Here is a 16258-nt window from a genome sequence, read left to right on the forward strand (position 1 = left end):
CAACGAGCGGCAACGTTTCTGTGGGGCGGCGCCGAGCCAGAGGTTAAGTCCCTCCCCCCTGTGGGGAGGGGTTGGGGCGGGGTCTTCCTTTCTTAAAAAACACGACAGAGGACAACCACCATGCCGCTAAAATCCAAACTCCTGCTCATCATCCTCGATGGCGTCCCCTATCGAAATTTCCGCACCTTCATGGGCAATCTCGAGGGCTGGGTGAAGCATGGCGATGCCCAGGTCTGGAAGATGCGGTCGGTGCTGCCGTCGACATCGGCCTGCTGCTATGCCTCGATCCACACCGGCGTGCCGCCGCAGGTCCACGGCATCCTCTCGAATGAAGTTCGCTTCCGCCTCAGCCAGCCGGACATCTTTTCGGAGGTGACCAAGGCCGGCGGCAGGACCGGTGCGGTAACCCATTCCTACTGGTCGGAATTCTTCAACCGCTATCCGTTCGATCTGGTGCGCGACATGGAATATGACGAGCCGGAGGGTCCGATCACCCATGGCCGGTTCCACACCATGACCGGCTACAATCTCATCAACCAGATGACGCCGAGCGACACCGACCTGTTCGCCACGCTGACCATGCTGACCGAACGCCACGCCATTGACTACGGCATCCTGCACACCTGTACGCTCGATTCCATGGGCCACCGCTTCGGCCATGACACGCGTGAAATGGACCATGCGCTGTTCGTCATGGACGCCCAACTCGCCGCCTTCCTGCCGCGTTGGCGCGAGGCCGGCTACGAGGTCATGGTCTGCGCCGATCACGGCCAATCGCCGCGCGGCAACCATGGCGGCCATGCGGATGAGCAACAGGATTTCGCGATGTACTATTTCGGCGAGGGTAGGGGCCCCGAGCACGACACCCTGCTCGACCAGTTGAGCCTGGCGCCGACCATCCTCAATCGATTGGGTGTACCGCGGCCATCGACGATGAAGGCCGAGCCATTTCTGACTTGACCGGCGGATGCAGGGGGTGGGTCCATTCCTTGCGGCCGAGCATCTTGATGGCATCGACGATGCGGCTGAAACTTTCGCGCGCCCGCGCGACGGTGTGCCGGGCGCGGAGATAGCCGTGCACCAGTCCCGCTTCCTCGTGCCACCATGCCTTGCCGCCGGCAGCCAGCATCCGGTCGCGATAGGCCTCGCCGTCGGATGACAGCGGATCGCATTCGGCCGATATGATCACGGTCGGCGGTAGGTTGGTGAAATCCCCGTCCGCGAGGGGCATGTAGGACACGTCGCCGGTTGCGTCCTTTCCGCCGGTACGGATATCCTTGTAGAACGTGAGATCGCGCATGGTCAGCATCGGCGCATCCGGATGCTTGACGTAGGAGCCTTTCGTCATGTCGCCGCCGAGACCTGGATAGATCAGCATCTGCCCGATAGGCTTTCCAGGATGCTTGCGGGTGGCGTGAGCGACCGCCGCGGCGAGATTGCCGCCGGCGCTGTCGCCTGCAAGCACGATCGGAATATCGTATCCGTCCGCGACCCATTCGAAAGCAGCCAGTGCGTCGTCAAAGGCAGCAGGATGCTTGTGCTCAGGCGAAAGCCGGTAATCGACGGAAACCACTTCGAAGCCGGTGCGATAGCAGATCTCGGCGCAGACATCGTCGTGGCTTTCCAGGCCGCCGACGACGAAACCACCACCGTGATAATAAATGACGACGGCGTGGGCATCGTATTTCATCGCGCGATAGCGCCGGACAGGGATATTGTGGTCGCGGAGCGCGATCACCTTGGTCTCGGCCGAGACGCCTTCGGGATAGCCGGTGAAGAATTCCCGGCACATGCGGTCGTAGACCGCGCGCTGCTGGTCGATCGTGTAGTCGATCGTCTCGGGTGGATAGAAGGAGTTCGTCCGGTCGATGAACGCCCAGGTTTCCGCGTCGATCAGTTTTTCGTAGTCGGTCATCGGCAATTCCCCCTCGTTGGCTATCATTGCATATCAAGGTTTGAGGTGCCAGCAATGTTCCAATTGAGACGCGTTCTGAAGGGCTTACGTCCCGCTTATTGCTGATCAGACGGCGAGCCTGACGAAGGGAATCTTGCGGATCGCCCATGCGACTGCGAACGACCCTGATGTGCCGAGCGCTGTAAGCAACAGGAACTTGACCAGCGCCGGTGCGGGGAGGTTTTCCAGGAGGATCGCGATCGTCACGATGACAGGCGGATGGACGATGAAGGCGCCATATGTCTGCCGCGCGAGCCCGCCCCAGCGCTTGTCGGGTTCGTTGAACCTGAGATGGAAGATCCACAGCATGCCTGCGATGATGCCCCAGGCCACGACAGGCTCCCAGAAAGCATAGAAGACCGCCGGGAATGAAAAGCCGGTGGCGAAATTCGTCTGGCCGATCTGTTCGCCCACGATCAGCGCAATTGGCAGCAGCGGAATGGCGACCGCCGCTGCGATCACCCAGGGCATGGCGTGCTTGCGTTTGACATCGGCGAGCCAACCGTAGCGTTCCGCAATGCAGCCGAGCGCAAACAGGAAGACATAGGAGGCGAAATAGCCGAGCTGAAGCTCGAGCACCTCTTCCCCCACCGGCACGAATTGCCGGATGATCAGGGCTGCGGCGCCGACACCAAGGGCAGCGAGGATCCATGTCCGATGTCCGGGAATAGGCTTTCGCGGCGCGGGCTTCACGGGCACCAGCTTCCGCCAGGCGACATAGGCGAGCGAGCAGAGCAACAGCGCATAGGCAAACCACATCGGGCCGATCACGAAACGGCCTTGCGCAATGATGCCGAACCATTCGCCCGCGAAATCCCAGCTCCGCGTCCGGGCGATCGCCACCGTCAGCGGACCGATGATGAAACCGAAGAACAGGGTCGGCAGGCCGAGCCTTATCAGCCGGTCGCGGGTGAAATCGGGCCAGCCCTTGCGATCATGGGAGCTCGGCGTCAGGTAGCCCGAGATCAGGAAGAAGAAGCCCATGAAGAAGGCCTGGTTGACGGCTGCGAGCAGGGTCAGGACGAGACTGGACGTGCTCTTGTCATCCACCAGTCTCAGGAACCATCCGCCGCTGGCGCCATAGGTGATGGCGCTATGATGCGCGATCACCAGGATCGTCAGAACGATCCTGATCCGGTCCAGATAATATGCGCGCATGCGAAAAACGTCCCTCGAACTTCGGCGCACAATTTACGGAAAGGGCGGCAGGAATCAATGCGTTAATTGATCTCGTCGCGCAGTGCGGAGTAAATCACCTCATATCCCGGCCGCTTGAAATGGCCGAAATCGTCGGCATAGTTCTCACAACGGTTTTTCGGCTCGTCGGGCGTGAGGTTAAGCGTGCTCTGCGCCTCGCCGTAACGGCCGCAGGTCATCCGCATGGCATCGACTTCGAAGTAGCGGGTTCTTTCGACCGTCGCGATCCAGCGGCGGACCTCGTGGTTGATCGACTTGCGCGCATCGTCGCGGAAATGGAAATCGAAGCCACGCGGCGGGATGCCCATGACATGCACGGTCGCGCCCGGCCATGTCTCATGCGTCCTGCCCACCACCGCCTGGATGCCGGCGACGATCGCGCAGGACGGCAGTTTCTCATCCGTAAGATTGTTGGTGCCGATCAGCACGACGACTTCGCGCGGATGCAGGTTGGTCGCGCCGAGCTTTTGCAGTTGCCAGAGAATATGCTGTGTCCGGCTGCCGCCGACGGCGAAGTTCCAGACGCTACCCTTGCCGAACTGGGTCTCCGCGAGATCGCGCGGCCAGAAGGCAAGAAGCGAGTCGCCGAGCAGGATGGTGTCCGCCTGGCTCGGCGGAGCCGCCAGCAGACCAGAGGCCTTTTCGAGCGCGCTGGTCCATTGATAGATCACAGGCGACGTCGTGATCTCGATCGCATAGCGATTGCATTCCGATGCATGGGTGCTGAAAGCGCCAAGCACGACCAAACATGCAGCAACGAATAGAGTCTTCAACACCCGCCCCGAAACAGAGTAACCACACTGCCTCCCACGGCAATCAATCTGCCATTGCCGGCCGGCTTGGGCAAGAGTCGTCTCCTCCCAAGAAATTGCTATGCGGTCTGCCGGAGCATCATACCCGTGGCGAAACGGGCCTCGTTGACGAGTATGTCGGCAAGCGCTTCGGCCGGCACCGGCTTGCCGTAGAGATAGCCCTGCAATTCGTCGCAGCCGCAGAGTCGGAGGATCATGGCCTGCTCCTCGCGTTCCACGCCCTCGGCGGTGACAGGCAGGCCGAGCGACCGGGCAAGCGCCGTCGTCGCCTGCAGTATGCTGCGGGCTTCGTCGCTCGTATCGATCTCGGCGACCATGGATCGGTCGATCTTGAGGCGGTCGAATCCGAACTGGCGGAGATAGCCGATGCTGGAGAAGCCGGAACCGAAATCATCGAGCGCGATCTTGACGCCCAGCGCCTTGAGCCGGTCGATCGACTGGCTCGCACGTTGCGGGTTCTGGATAAGATAGCCCTCGGTGAGCTCGAGCGTCAGGCGGGAGGGTTCGATCCCTGCTTCGTCCAGAATCCGGGCCACTTGTGTGGCGAATGTCGGGTTCCTGAGCTGGACCGGCGAGATGTTCACGGCGATCACGATGTCCCCCCAGTGCTTCGCCTTCTCGCAGGCCTGCTCCAGCACGAAAATGCCGAGTGGCTCGATCAGCCCGGTCTTTTCCGCCACGGGAATGAAGACGTCGGGCGATACCGGTCCGCGGGCGGGCCGGCTCCACCGCACCAGCGTTTCGACGGATGTGACCCGGAGTGTCGCGGCGCTGACGAGAGGCTGGAAGACGACGGTGAGTTGGCGGCGGTCGATCGCCACCCTGAGTTCGGCTTCCAGCGCGAGGATCATTTCGCGGTCGCTGTCCATCGAACCGTCATAGAGGAAGGCGCGTCCGCGTCCCATCTCCTTCGCCTTGTACATGGCGATGTCGGCGCGGCGCACGAGTTCCTCGCTGTTTATCGTCCCGATCTGAGAAGAGGCGACCCCGATCGAGGTGCCGACGGTCACGATCCTTTCGCCAATCTGGAATGGCTCGTCGAAGAAGGCGAGGATGACATCGGCGAGCTTCAAGGCAGCGGGATCGCAATTCTTCATGACGAAGGCGATGGCGAATTCGTCACCGCCGACGCGGGCAAGCGTCGCGCCCGGTGGAATGAGGCAGCGGAACCCGGCCGATACGCTGCGGATCAGGTCATCGCCGCAGCCATGGCCATAGGCATCGTTGACTTCCTTGAATCCATCCAGGTCGAGATAGAGCAGCGCGACATCGGACTTGGCAAGTCTCGCCTCATCGATGAGGTCGTCCAGCGCGCGAAACAGGCCGGCGCGATTGAGAAGGCCGCTAAGCCGGTCTGTAACCGAGAGCTGCCGCGCCGCTTCCTCATCGGACCGCAGCCTCTTGGCCTCGATAAGTCCTATGGTGAAGACAGCCACCAAGAGAAAGCCGAACAGGCTCATCGCCGCGATCAGCTTGGTGCTCACCTGGCTGTAGGAGATGTCGCCCGGTGCCCGCGAGGGCCAGGTCAGCTTGGCCAGCACGGTGCCCGAGGGGTCCCAGACGGGCACGAAATTGTCGACCTCGCTGGATGCCGTCGTGAGGTGCAGGCCGTCGATCACATAGGTGTCGGCGAGGTTCTGCACCTTGTTGTCGAGGTGGCGGGCGAAGATGAGAAACAGCCGCTTGTCCGAGGGCTGGTCGAGCGTGCCGGATTTGTTCCGGATCAATGCAATGCCGACAGCCGCGATCCCCGATTTCGTCCGGATGAATGCCTTCGCCTCCGGAACCGCTGGATCGATAGGCGATAGCGCGCTGTCGAAAAGGATCCAGATCGACGGGGCGAAAAACTGGTCCATCGGCACGGTTTGCGGCTTGCCGTCCTGATAGGCCATCAACACATTGCGCTTGGCGTCGATCACGACGGCCACATCGAACAGCGCGCTGTTCACGGTCATGTCGCCGAAATTGCTGATCATCCAAGCAAGGCCATTGGGATCATAGGCGTTGGCTGTCGCATCGTCCCAGGCCGCATAATCATTTAGGTTAGCGCCCAGTTGCGCGACGAACGTCTTGAGAGCGCCATCCGTGGTCTGGCGGGAGCGTTCGTCATCGAGCCGGTTGGCGTGGTTGGAAACCTGTCCGATTGCTGACAGCACCGTGCCTCCGGCAACCATGACGATGATCACGACCGAGAGCAACAAGGATAGTATGGCGGTCCGGCGGCTAAACCGGTTCACTCCCGCGCGCAAATGAATTTCCCTGCTAGATATTCAATGCCCACAATCTCTTGGAAATCCATTGAGGAAGCCTTAACACGCTCGTATTTCAGTCCTTTCTCCGGAACCAAAGTCCTCTCCCGTTGATTGTGAAAGCAATCAATCAAACAATGGAGGCGACAATGCCCATAGAGCCTAGGGACACGAGCGAAACCGCCCGCGAGGAAGACTATCGCGACTACGAGGAGCGTGACCTCGATGAAGGGTGGCCTTATGCGGATGCGGACGGCAGCCGCGGTCGCAAACGCAACGTCGCCTATGGGCAACCTGCGGCCAATTTCGATGCCGAGGAAAATCAGGGAGTGGAGATCGCGGGACAAACGGCCATCGTGAGCGAAGGCGGTCCAGCTCTATCGAGGGCCATTGCCCATGGCGCGATCGATGACGATGCCCTGGAAGAGGAGATATCCGACAGGCTTTCCCTCGACGATCGGATTGACGAGAGCCAGATCACCGTCACCGTTCATGGCGGCATCGCCCAGCTTGACGGCAGTGTCGAGACGCGCGAGGAGCAATTCGTTGCCGAGCAGATCGTCGAAGGCGTTTCCGGCATCCGCATCGTGCGCAACAAGCTTGTACTCACCGGCCTCGATAGCCACATTCCATATGACGCAACGGAATAGACGACAGATGTCGCACGCCGATCCTTTCGATCTCGACCGCTTCGTGATGGCACAGGCGCCGGTCTATGACATGGCGCTCGCCGAACTTATCGGTGGCAAGAAGCTTTCGCACTGGATGTGGTTCGTGTTCCCGCAATTGCGTGGGCTCGGTCGCTCATCGACGGCGCAGCAATTCGGCATCGATACGCTCGACGAGGCGCACGCCTACCTCGCCCATCCGGTTCTCGGCGTGCGGCTCAGGGAAAGTATCAACGCCGTGCTCGATTGCGGTGAGACATCACTGCACGAGATATTCGGTTCGCCCGACGACGTGAAGTTCTGTTCATCGATGACGCTCTTCGCACTTGCCGCCCAGGGGGATGGCGAGATCTTCGATATGGCGCTGTCGAAATTTTGCGGCGGCGCAAAGGACGAGCAGACGCTGGCGCTTCTCAACATCAGCGCCTGATCAGAGCCGGCTGATCGGTCGCGCGGTTTGCGGTCCACCTCGATCCAGATCGAGATAGGGTGGAGCATGATCGTCGAAGCGCGCCCAGCCTTCCTCAGCCAACGCGTCGCGTCGTGCCGCGACATCGACGCTGTGCTTGAGGAATATCGCCTCGGTCGCGATGACCAGATCGTCAGCCACCTGAACCGTCACCAACGTTCCGCCGCGACGCAAGCCTTCGGCAAAGACATGGGCATCGCTTTCGCTCACCCCGTGGCCGGCAATCCATGCCACGAAGCCGCCCGCGGCGCCGCCCAATATGGCACCGGTCGCGGCACCAGCTGCCGTCGTCATCAGCCAACCCGCACCCACGACCGGCCCGATACCCGGGAGCGTGAAGAGCCCAAGCCCTGCGAGGAGGCCGCTTGCGCCGCCGGCAATGGCGCCGAGGCCTGCGCCGGTTTCGGCGCCGGCTTCGCTCTCGGAACCGTCGGCGTACCAGTCGCCTGCATTGTTGGCGAGGATGCTGATATCCGTACGGGGAACGCCCCGGTCGAGAAGGTCGGTGATGGCGGCCATGGCGTCGTCACGATGATCGAAGAGTCCGGCGATCGTTTTCATTGGCTCGTCCTCCATTGCGTTCAATCTACCATGAAATGCGCCGGTGATCAGCCGAGTTCCGCAATCAGAACTTCTTGCTCAGGAAGGGCGATCCCTCGAGACCGAACCGCAGCGGTTCACCCACTGCCTTGGTGATGCCGATACGCGGCCCTACCACCACGGGCCTTGGCTCAAGGTTCGCATGCAATTCGAAGGGTGGTTCGAAGAGCGATTTCCCATCATCAGCGCCTGATATGCCAAGCGCATCGCAAAGCCGTCCGGGCCCCGATGCCAGCAAGCGTGGTGGCATGTCGCCCCGGCGCTCGCTCATTTCATGCAGGCCGAATTCGGGCTGGAACGCGCGGATCAGCACGGCCGAACCGGGCAAGCACACGAAATTGAGACACCAATGCATGCCATAGATGCGGTAGACATAGATGCACCCCGCCGGGCCGAACATCGCGGCATTGCGCAGCGTCTGGCCCCGAAAACTATGCGAAGCCTGATCGCCGGGATGATAGGCCTCGGTTTCCACGATCGTACCGCCCACGCCCTCGTAGAGTAGCGTCACCCCAATGAGATCGCGTGCAACGGCTTCCGGCGGCCGTTCGAAGAAATCGCGGGTCAGGCGCTCCGGTTTTTCGACGTTGGGTGGTTCGATCGTCTTCTGATCGCTCATGCCTGTTCCTCGCGGTAATCCACTACGAGAACGTAGAGCGCGAGTCTAAGTTCAGGTGCAACAAGCAGATTCAATTGACGGGAGGATTGGTATTCTGCTGATCCTGCTTGGCCAGTTCGCGGCCTAGATTTCTGAGGCGGCGGCCCGCCAAGGCACCGATGGCCAGGTAGGTCAGCATGATTCCAGCTCCGATGAGTATACCTGTCAGCATGGCGATACCCAGATGTGCGGACCGGATGGTCCCATCAAGGAAACGCCATTCTTGCCGGGATGTTCCGCAAGACGGTGCCGATTTTGGGCTTGCCTGCCTTATTCCGCCCGCAAGTATGTCGAAATCTCGCCGCCCTGCTGAATTATCACGGTAAAAACGTCCCTGATTACGGAGTTAAGTCAAGTTGACCGATGTTACGGTGAAATTCGAACCCGGTTCCGATGCCGCGACGATCGTACTGCGCGGTGCGGTGGTCGTTGAGCCACGTTTCCGGTTGCGCGATACCGCGACCGAGAAGTTCCTGACCAAGCGCGGCTGGAGCAAGTCGCCGGCCTTCCTGCCCGGCGAAGCGGAGACCGAGGGAGACCTCACGGTATTGGTGCTGGACGCCGATCTCGCGCGCCGCGTCACCGCCGGCATGAATCTTTCGCTCGAGCAACCCGCCTCCAATGTCTTCGCCACGGTTAGCTGGCCCGCGACGAGTGTCAACCCGGCGCCGGAAAGCGCCGATGAGCTGGAAGCCGAAGACGATGCGCCGACCTCGCTCCAACTAGCGACCCGCGAAACGGCCGATGCGCAGGTCGATCCAGTGCCGGAAAACGACGACGATCTCGAAGCCTCCGACGATGCGCCGACCTCGCTCGAGCCGGCGATCCGGGAAGAGGCCATCCTGCCGTTCCGTGCGCCGGATGTCGTTGCCAGTAAGCCGGAAAGCACCGACGATGAGGATGAGGATGGTGAGCCCGGCCGTTCCTGGGGGCTCGTGGCGGCCGCAGCGGTGCTCTTCCTCGTGCTCGGCTCGCTCCTGACCTATTTCTGGCAGAGCTCCACCTATGAGAGCGACCTCCGAACCGCAATGCGGGCGCTGGAATCGCAGCGCGATCAGGAAAAGGTCGCGTTCGAAAAGCGCCTTGCCGAGGCCTCGTCGAGCGCGGATAGCTCTTCTACGGATACGATCGCCAACCCCCAGATCGCCAGCCTGACGGACCAGACCGCGCAACTGACCAAGGATCGCGATACCGCACGCAATGCGCTTGCCGACCAGCAGAATGCCGTCAAGGACCTCGAACAGCGTCTCGCGACAGCCAATGGCGAAATCGAAACGCTGAGGGCCGCCCAGGAGGCTGATGCGACGGAGCAGTCGGCGGTGTTCAATGACCGCATCACGACGCTTACGGCCGAACTCGACAAGGCCCGGAAAGAACTGACCACGGCCGGAAGCGACCTCCGGCAAAAAGACGAGTCGCTGGCAAAGTCCGAGACCGATCTCAAGGCCGCGAACACAGAAATCGCCGCTCTGAAGGCGGCAGCCGGCGAAGAGCAGGATACCCGCAACGAAGCGCTCGATACCAAGATGAAGTCGCTCGGGGCGGAACTCGACAAGGCAAGCCAGGACCTCGCCGATCGCGACAAGGCGCTGCGCGATGTCCAAGCCAAGCTTTCCGTCGCCAATGTCCAGATAGAGGCGCTGAAGCAGGTCGCCGGCAAGGCAACGGAATCCGATCTCGAACGCTCGACGCTGGCCGACCAGATCACCGACCTGACGACCAAGCTCGACAAGGCCGACAAGGATCTCGCCGCGAGGGAACAGGACTTTGCCGCGAAGGAAAAGGAACTCGCCAAGGCCAAGACCAGCCTCGACGCGGCCAACGCGTTGCTTTCCTCCAATGCCGAGGAAATCAAGCGGCTTACCGCTGCGAAGACTACAGGTCCGGCGGTGAACCCCGAGCCAGGCGAACAGCCGGCCGGGCTTCAGCAGGAGCGTGATCTTTACGCCAAGGAGCTTTCTACCATGACCGAGAGCTTCTCGGCACTGAAGGCTGAAAAAGACAAGCTGGCCGAGACGGTGAAGACCCTGGAAGAGCAGGTCGCAAGCGTGGGTACGAGCACGTCATCCAGCGGCACACGTGCCGTCTGGGGTGCGACCGCGATCGACCGGTCCGGCGCGGTCTACTCGCTGCAGAACCAGATCGCCGAGAAATCGGCGACCGAAAATGTCCTGGCGCTCTGCCGTGGCAAGTCGCAAGCCGGTTGCGAAGCGCTCAAGACCTATTCGAACAGCTGCTTCAGCGTCGCCCGCATTGAAGGCGAGGGACCGCGCAACGACAATTTCGGCTTCTCGGTGAACAAGGACTGGAAATCGGCCGAGGCTGCCGCGGTTCGCCAGTGCGAGGAACTGGGTGCGGATTGCACGGTCCGCTTCACAGCGTGCTCGCCCGATGTGCTCTCGAAGCCGGCGGTGAACCAGTAGAATTGTTCTTTTGTCGCGGAACAAGAACATCCTCCCGTACGTTGCGCAAAAGCGCTGCGTTTGGGAGGAAAAAATGCAAGGCCAATATTGGAAGAAATCCGTCCAGCTCGAACTCGCTGCCGCCGGCGGATTGCGCATTGTGACCAGCACCGACGAAGCGGCGCGTTGCCTGCTCTATAAGTGGCCGGATCAGTCGAGCAAGGCCTATCACCGCGCCAAGGGCATGTGCCTCGATGCGCTGGAAGGCCGCAAGCCTGACGAGGAGGCACGCCAGGCCTTCATCGATGCCGCGCTGGAGGCGCATATCAACGTTCGCGTTCAGTAAGGCTCCAGCGTCCGGAGCTACTTGCTCAATCGCCCGGAAAGCTGCGCGGCGGCCGGAACGATCACGAGACCCTGCGGGTTAACCATCATTAGGGTTAGGGAGATTTCCGATGCCGCATTTCTATTTCACGACGGTGGCCGGCGATGGCACGATCCAGTCACAGATTCCCGCCGAATTCGATGATACCGAACTGGCAAAGCTCGAGGGCCGCCGCATCCTTGCCAATCTCGCATCCGATGGCCTGCCGCGCGAGCCGCTCGACATGATGTCCGTCGAGATTTACGACGCCGATCGCAAACCCTTGTTCGAGCTTCGCCTGGCCTTGCAGGAGATCGTGAAGTAGTTTGAGTTGTCAGCCCTTGATGTAGCGAAGAAGTCCCTCGACCAGCGCATCGAATGTGGCGCGGCAGCGCGGCGAGCTTTTCAGGTCCTCGTGCATCGCGACCCACGTGTGCAGCGGCAGCTCAAACTGTTCGGGTAAAACACGGATGATCGCCAGTTGCAAACACGCTACAGGATGCCGCGCCAGTAGTCCGAGGGCTTGCCGATATGTTCCAGAAATTTTTGCGCATCCGGCGCAATCAGGGCCTTGAGCTTCTCCCGAAGCGCCGGATCCCATTGGGGTTCCGGCACATCGGATTTCTTGCCCGAGCCGGCAGCGTTGGCGTGGGCGAACTTGCCGCCGTCGAGCAGCTTTTCCACCGTCGAAGGGTCTGAATCCAGTTCGAGGAATTCGAGTATCGTCTTCAGAAAGAACGGCGGATTGGCGATCATGTCCTCGAAGGTCAGGCAAAGTATCTTGCCGTCTCCGAACAGTCGGCGGTATGGCGCGAGTTTCTCCCAATAGAGGGAGCATTCGAAGATCCGGCGGCGCTCGGCCTCATCGTCGAAGAAGTCGTCGAACGCGCCCGTGTGCTCGGGACGGATGCCTTTGTAATGACGCCAGTGCGATACGATCCGCGCCATCGGATCGCGCGCCACGAACAGGAATTTCGGGTTCGGAATGTAATGGTGGATCATCTGCGCGGAGCCGTGAAACAGCGCATCGCCGCTGGCATAGAGCACGCTCGCTTCCATCCGCACGGGTCGATCCTTGCCCGCTTCGAACAGAGAAAGATACCAGTCCCAGCCTTTGTAATATTGCGAGCCAAAGAATTTCGGCTCCTTCGGCTGGCTGCCGTGGATTTGGTTATGTTCGCGCAGCGTGCGAAACAGGGTTGTCGTGCCGCATTTCGCGGCGCCGATGAGAAATACGTTGGGCAGTGCATCTTCCCGTCCGGCAAAACGATCCGCATGCCGGCCGAACAGCCCGTCCAGGAACTCGCTCGTGGCCTGTCCATAGTAGTCGAAGTCAGGGTCGTTCTTGCGCGGGGTCCCGTCGGCGGCGCTCATCGAAGCCTTGCGCAATTCGCGTTTCGAACGCTTGTCCTCGCCTGCCATGGAAAATTCTCGAAAGCTGCCGGAAAGCTGGTGTCTATCCGGAAATTGTGCGTAAAAGCAAGCAGTTTGACATCGGCCGGAGCACATCTATAAGACTTGCCGCATCCGCTATTTCGCCCGATCGCTCAGGCGAGCATGCTTGCGGCAAAAGGAATGGAAGATGGCAAAAGGCTCGTTCTCGTTCGACTTCTCCGATGTGACCGCACATCACGAAGCGCTCGGCTATCGGGTCGATTTCTACCTTCCCGAGCGGGCGGCGCACCGCATCGCGGTGCGAGAGTTTGCGGAAGGGCGGTATTACGAGCCGTTTACCCACTTGGCGTTTAGGCACATCCTTGAGGCGAAGGGGCGGCGCAACGCGGTCCACGCCGGCGCCTTCTTCGGTGACATGCTGCACACTTTGTCCAAGTCTGCCGGCACGGTCTACGCCTTCGAGCCGGTCCTTGAGAACTTCGTCTTCGCAAAGAAGAATGCGGAACGGCTCGGCCTCAACAATGTCGTCCTGTTCAACGCCGGGCTTGGCGAGGCAACGTCGCTGCTGCCGATCCGGACGACCGACAAGCAGGGACGCTTTATCGGTGGCGGATCGAGCTTCGACGGCACCGTGCGTTTAGCAGACCACAGCTATGAAATGGCACCTGTTTTCCGCATCGATGATTTGCCTGTTGCGGATGTGGCGCTCATCGAACTCGATGTCGAAGGCTTCGAATTGCCGGCATTGAAAGGCGCCAGACAAACGATGGAGCGTGACCGGCCGGTCGTTCTGATCGAGGACAACAAGAAAAACTGCGCGGACTTCCTCACGTCCCTTGGGTATTCATTCGTGTTTTCGACCAGGGGGCTCAATTACTGGAGTAGCGCTGCGGACGCCGGGCTTGTCGGTGAGCTTAAGTCTCGCGCCTCCGAACTCGGCGTACTGGAATCGTAAGAGGCAACGGATGGCATCCATGCGGGAAGACAGCTGGAGCGTTTGTGCGACGGTCAACGAACGTGCCGATGTTCTCGAAGCATTCGTCGCCCATTATCGGGCGATGGGCGCGGCGGAGATTTTCCTGTTCTTCGACCAGCCCGACCAGGAGCTGATGCAGGCCCTCGCGCGGGATGAAGGCGTGAAATGCCTGGCCTCTGTTGAATTGCCTGCGATCGATGGCAAGCCCGCGCCGCATGAAGACAGGCAGAAGAACAATTTCCGCCACGCCATGGCCCATCTCTCTTCGGCCAACTGGGTTGGCCATGTCGATGCGGACGAACTTCTGTTCCCGATCGGGGAACAGGCGTCATTTGCCCAATTCCTCGCTGCGGTCGACAGCAAGTTCAAGTCCGTGAAGATTTCGCCGGCAGAGGCAGTGTTCGGTCCATCCGACAATATGGACCAGGCGTGGGGAGCGACATATGCTCGTCTTCCGATCCGGCAGAAGCAGGCGGAGAAGCCTGCGCAAGTTCGCCCTATGCCGAACCGCGGACTGTTCAGCCGCCTAGTGCGCAGGCTCCGGCCTGGTAAAGTCGAACAGAGCAAGCCAAAGAACCCACCGACCTTCCCCGATCGGCAGGTTCTGATCCGGGACGTCTACGGCCCACTTGCACGGAAATTCCTCCAGCAGGGGCTCGCGGGGCACTTTTCCGGCAAGAGCTTTCTCCGGCGGGGCGAGAGCTTCTCCGACATCACCCTTCATCGCGCGACGCCGGTGAACGGCGAGATTCTCAATCTCGAAGGCGAGCGGTTTGCCATCGTCCACTACGATGCCATGAGCTACGACGACTGGCTGAGGAAGTGGCGGCGGCGGGCTGAAAAGCAGGTCAACATGGTGATGATGTCGGATCGCCGGGTCGCGATGCTGGACGAATTCCGCATGTATGACGGCAATGCCGAAAGACAGCGACAGCTCTTCGAGGCGCTCAATGTGCTGGACCGGCGGCAGCTCGATTTGCTGGCCGGCGAAGGACTGGCCTATGCGATCAAAGGCGCTGGCTCCAGCACCCCGAAGCTTGAAGTTCTGACTCCAGGCGAGGTTCCTGCCGGGCGGGGTACTGGCCCAAGCCTTGAGGAATTTGCCAAGGGAAGCGCCAACCGTGCCTGGGACAAGCAATATCACCGGGCGGTCGAAAATGCCGATCCCGAGGTCATCGCGGCGATGCGCGACGGCATCGCCAAATCGGATTTTGACCAGTATCGCACGGCATTTGCGCGCATCGGTACCGACCGCTTTACGGACCGCCGCAAGCTTGTCGAGCCGAGCGAGAGTACGACGATCGACAACGTCATCTTCATCGCCGGCGTGCATCGCAGCGGCACGACGCTGCTGGAGTCGCTGATCCAGGCGCGGTTCGACGTTCGAGTGCTGCGTGCGCCGGTGCCGGAAAACGAGGGCCAGTTCCTGCAGGACGTTATGCGCGACGAAGTGGCCTATGGCGGTCCCGGCATGTTCGCCTTCTTCGATCAGAGCCGGCTCTCGCCGGTCGTCGATCCGGCGTTGGCAGCCCAGGCCCGCGCTCAGCTGCTGCTGCAGTGGGATCACTGGACGCTCGGCGACTCGGCCACGCTTCTGGAAAAGACGCCAGCCAACATCGTGCGCATGCCCTATCTCAGGAGTGTCTTTCCGGGCGCGAAGTTCATCGTCCTGGTGCGTGATCCCCGTGCAGTGGTGCTGTCGGTGAAGAAATGGAATCCGAGCCCCAATGAGCTTCTATTCATGAACTGGTGCTCAGCCTACGCGGCCGCTTTGAACGACCTCGACGATGATTGCCTGTTCGTGCGCTACGAAGATCTGTGTAACGATCCGGAGCGGGAATTGGAGCGGATCGGTGCGTTCACGTCGCTCGGCGAGCGCTCATTGCCCGGAATGCAGCAGCGCCGGTTCGAGGATGTGAGAAATACCAACGACAGCTACATCCAGTCATTCGGAAGGCTGCCGTCGGCGCTCAAGCAGCGGCTCGTGTTTCGCCCCTGGGAAATATTCGGCTACGATCTGGAAGACGCCTTCGAGGCGCCGAAGTGACCCGTCTGCTGCCATGAGTTCCCGCGCGCAGCCCCTCAGATGCCCTTGCTCTCCGTCTCCGGCATCATGACCACGCCGCCTATCAGGTACGTTCCGTCGGGCTGGCGAACCATCTTGTAGAAGGCTCTCCAGTCCTTGCCGTCCTGGCCCGATATGATCACTTCGTGCAGGATCGTAGCGCCGTCGTCGATCGTCTTGTTGCGGCCGAAGGCATAGTTGCCGGGATGGTAGACCGGCTGGTAGCTCTTCTTCACCATCGCGAAGAAGGCATCCTTATCAGGATATCGCGCCTTGATGCCGGGTGCGGCGAAGGAATAGGCGGTCTCCGCATCGTCTTTGAGGAAAGCGTCGATCTGACGCTCGATGATGCCCTTGGTCGTTTCGATATTGTCCTCTGCCATGGCAGGCAGAGCAGCGAATAGAAGCAAGAGCGCAACAAGCAATGCACGCATCGGAAGGCCTCCTCT

At 60.8% G+C, this 16258-nt stretch carries 16 protein-coding genes and 1 pseudogene; 8 read left to right on the plus strand and 9 right to left on the minus strand.

What is annotated here, in order from left to right:
- The first annotated feature begins 120 nt into the window (after positions 1–120).
- Complete coding sequence (locus IHQ71_RS04005) at positions 121–960, plus strand: alkaline phosphatase family protein (RefSeq protein WP_258160675.1); 840 nt, start codon at positions 121–123, stop codon at positions 958–960.
- Here the strand turns inward: IHQ71_RS04005 and IHQ71_RS04010 are convergent.
- The 4 genes from IHQ71_RS04010 to IHQ71_RS04025 all read right to left on the minus strand — a co-directional run bounded on the left by IHQ71_RS04010 (position 902) and on the right by IHQ71_RS04025 (position 6212).
- Positions 902–1915, minus strand: a complete 1014-nt coding sequence (locus tag IHQ71_RS04010; protein WP_258160676.1) for an alpha/beta hydrolase — start codon at positions 1913–1915, stop codon at positions 902–904. The two genes, IHQ71_RS04005 and IHQ71_RS04010, sit on opposite strands and share 59 nt — an antisense overlap.
- 105 nt (positions 1916–2020) lie before the next feature.
- Complete coding sequence (locus IHQ71_RS04015; protein WP_258160677.1) at positions 2021–3112, minus strand: acyltransferase family protein; 1092 nt, start codon at positions 3110–3112, stop codon at positions 2021–2023.
- Between the two features lie 62 nt (positions 3113–3174).
- Positions 3175–3924 carry a GDSL-type esterase/lipase family protein gene (locus IHQ71_RS04020; RefSeq protein ID WP_258160678.1) on the minus strand — a complete coding sequence of 250 codons (750 nt, stop codon included), beginning with the start codon at positions 3922–3924 and terminating at the stop codon, positions 3175–3177.
- 98 nt (positions 3925–4022) lie between these two features.
- Entirely contained in the window at positions 4023–6212 is a 2190-nt protein-coding gene (locus tag IHQ71_RS04025) for an EAL domain-containing protein (RefSeq protein WP_258160679.1), read from the minus strand.
- Positions 6213–6361: 149 nt separating this feature from the next.
- Here IHQ71_RS04025 and IHQ71_RS04030 point away from each other — a divergent pair, with 149 nt between their 5' ends.
- Both IHQ71_RS04030 and IHQ71_RS04035 read left to right on the plus strand, forming a co-directional pair.
- The gene (locus tag IHQ71_RS04030) at positions 6362–6862 is read left to right on the plus strand and encodes a BON domain-containing protein (RefSeq protein WP_258160680.1); all 501 of its coding nucleotides are present in this window, start codon (positions 6362–6364) and stop codon (positions 6860–6862) included.
- Between the two features lie 7 nt (positions 6863–6869).
- The gene (locus tag IHQ71_RS04035; RefSeq protein ID WP_258160681.1) at positions 6870–7310 is read left to right on the plus strand and encodes a DUF1810 domain-containing protein; all 441 of its coding nucleotides are present in this window, start codon (positions 6870–6872) and stop codon (positions 7308–7310) included.
- On the opposite strand, the gene IHQ71_RS04040 is transcribed toward IHQ71_RS04035, so the two are convergent.
- The gene (locus IHQ71_RS04040; RefSeq protein WP_258160682.1) at positions 7311–7910 is read right to left on the minus strand and encodes a hypothetical protein; all 600 of its coding nucleotides are present in this window, start codon (positions 7908–7910) and stop codon (positions 7311–7313) included.
- 64 nt (positions 7911–7974) lie between these two features.
- Positions 7975–8568: a DNA-3-methyladenine glycosylase gene (locus IHQ71_RS04045; RefSeq protein WP_258160683.1), complete on the minus strand. Its 594-nt coding sequence runs from the start codon at positions 8566–8568 to the stop codon at positions 7975–7977.
- A 395-nt stretch (positions 8569–8963) separates the two neighbouring features.
- Here IHQ71_RS04045 and IHQ71_RS04050 point away from each other — a divergent pair, with 395 nt between their 5' ends.
- From IHQ71_RS04050 to IHQ71_RS04060, 3 genes are all read left to right on the plus strand, one after another.
- Positions 8964–11030 carry a DUF4189 domain-containing protein gene (locus IHQ71_RS04050; protein ID WP_258160684.1) on the plus strand — a complete coding sequence of 689 codons (2067 nt, stop codon included), beginning with the start codon at positions 8964–8966 and terminating at the stop codon, positions 11028–11030.
- Positions 11031–11103: 73 nt separating this feature from the next.
- A complete protein-coding gene (locus IHQ71_RS04055) occupies positions 11104–11355 on the plus strand; it encodes a DUF982 domain-containing protein (RefSeq protein ID WP_258160685.1) in 252 nt (83 codons plus the stop codon).
- A gap of 109 nt (positions 11356–11464) precedes the next feature.
- Entirely contained in the window at positions 11465–11698 is a 234-nt protein-coding gene (locus IHQ71_RS04060; RefSeq protein ID WP_258160686.1) for a DUF6894 family protein, read from the plus strand.
- 9 nt (positions 11699–11707) lie between these two features.
- On the opposite strand, the pseudogene IHQ71_RS04065 reads toward IHQ71_RS04060, so the two are convergent.
- Together IHQ71_RS04065 and IHQ71_RS04070 are read right to left on the minus strand one after the other, a co-directional pair.
- A pseudogene (locus IHQ71_RS04065) lies at positions 11708–11842 on the minus strand (LysR family transcriptional regulator); the annotation flags it as partial.
- Between the two features lie 23 nt (positions 11843–11865).
- Positions 11866–12795, minus strand: a complete 930-nt coding sequence (locus tag IHQ71_RS04070) for a sulfotransferase domain-containing protein (RefSeq protein ID WP_258160687.1) — start codon at positions 12793–12795, stop codon at positions 11866–11868.
- Between the two features lie 160 nt (positions 12796–12955).
- Between IHQ71_RS04070 and IHQ71_RS04075 the strand changes: the two genes are divergently transcribed.
- Positions 12956–13723 (plus strand): FkbM family methyltransferase, encoded by a 768-nt coding sequence (locus tag IHQ71_RS04075; RefSeq protein ID WP_258160688.1) that lies wholly within the window; start codon positions 12956–12958, stop codon positions 13721–13723.
- Between the two features lie 10 nt (positions 13724–13733).
- Positions 13734–15791, plus strand: a complete 2058-nt coding sequence (locus IHQ71_RS04080) for a sulfotransferase (protein WP_258160689.1) — start codon at positions 13734–13736, stop codon at positions 15789–15791.
- Positions 15792–15826: 35 nt separating this feature from the next.
- Here the strand turns inward: IHQ71_RS04080 and IHQ71_RS04085 are convergent, their stop codons facing one another.
- Positions 15827–16243, minus strand: coding sequence for a DUF4864 domain-containing protein (locus tag IHQ71_RS04085; RefSeq protein ID WP_258160690.1), 417 nt, complete (start codon positions 16241–16243; stop codon positions 15827–15829).
- Positions 16244–16258: the final 15 nt, after the last annotated feature.

Source organism: Rhizobium sp. TH2, from assembly GCF_024707525.1.
GTDB lineage: Bacteria > Pseudomonadota > Alphaproteobacteria > Rhizobiales > Rhizobiaceae > Rhizobium_E.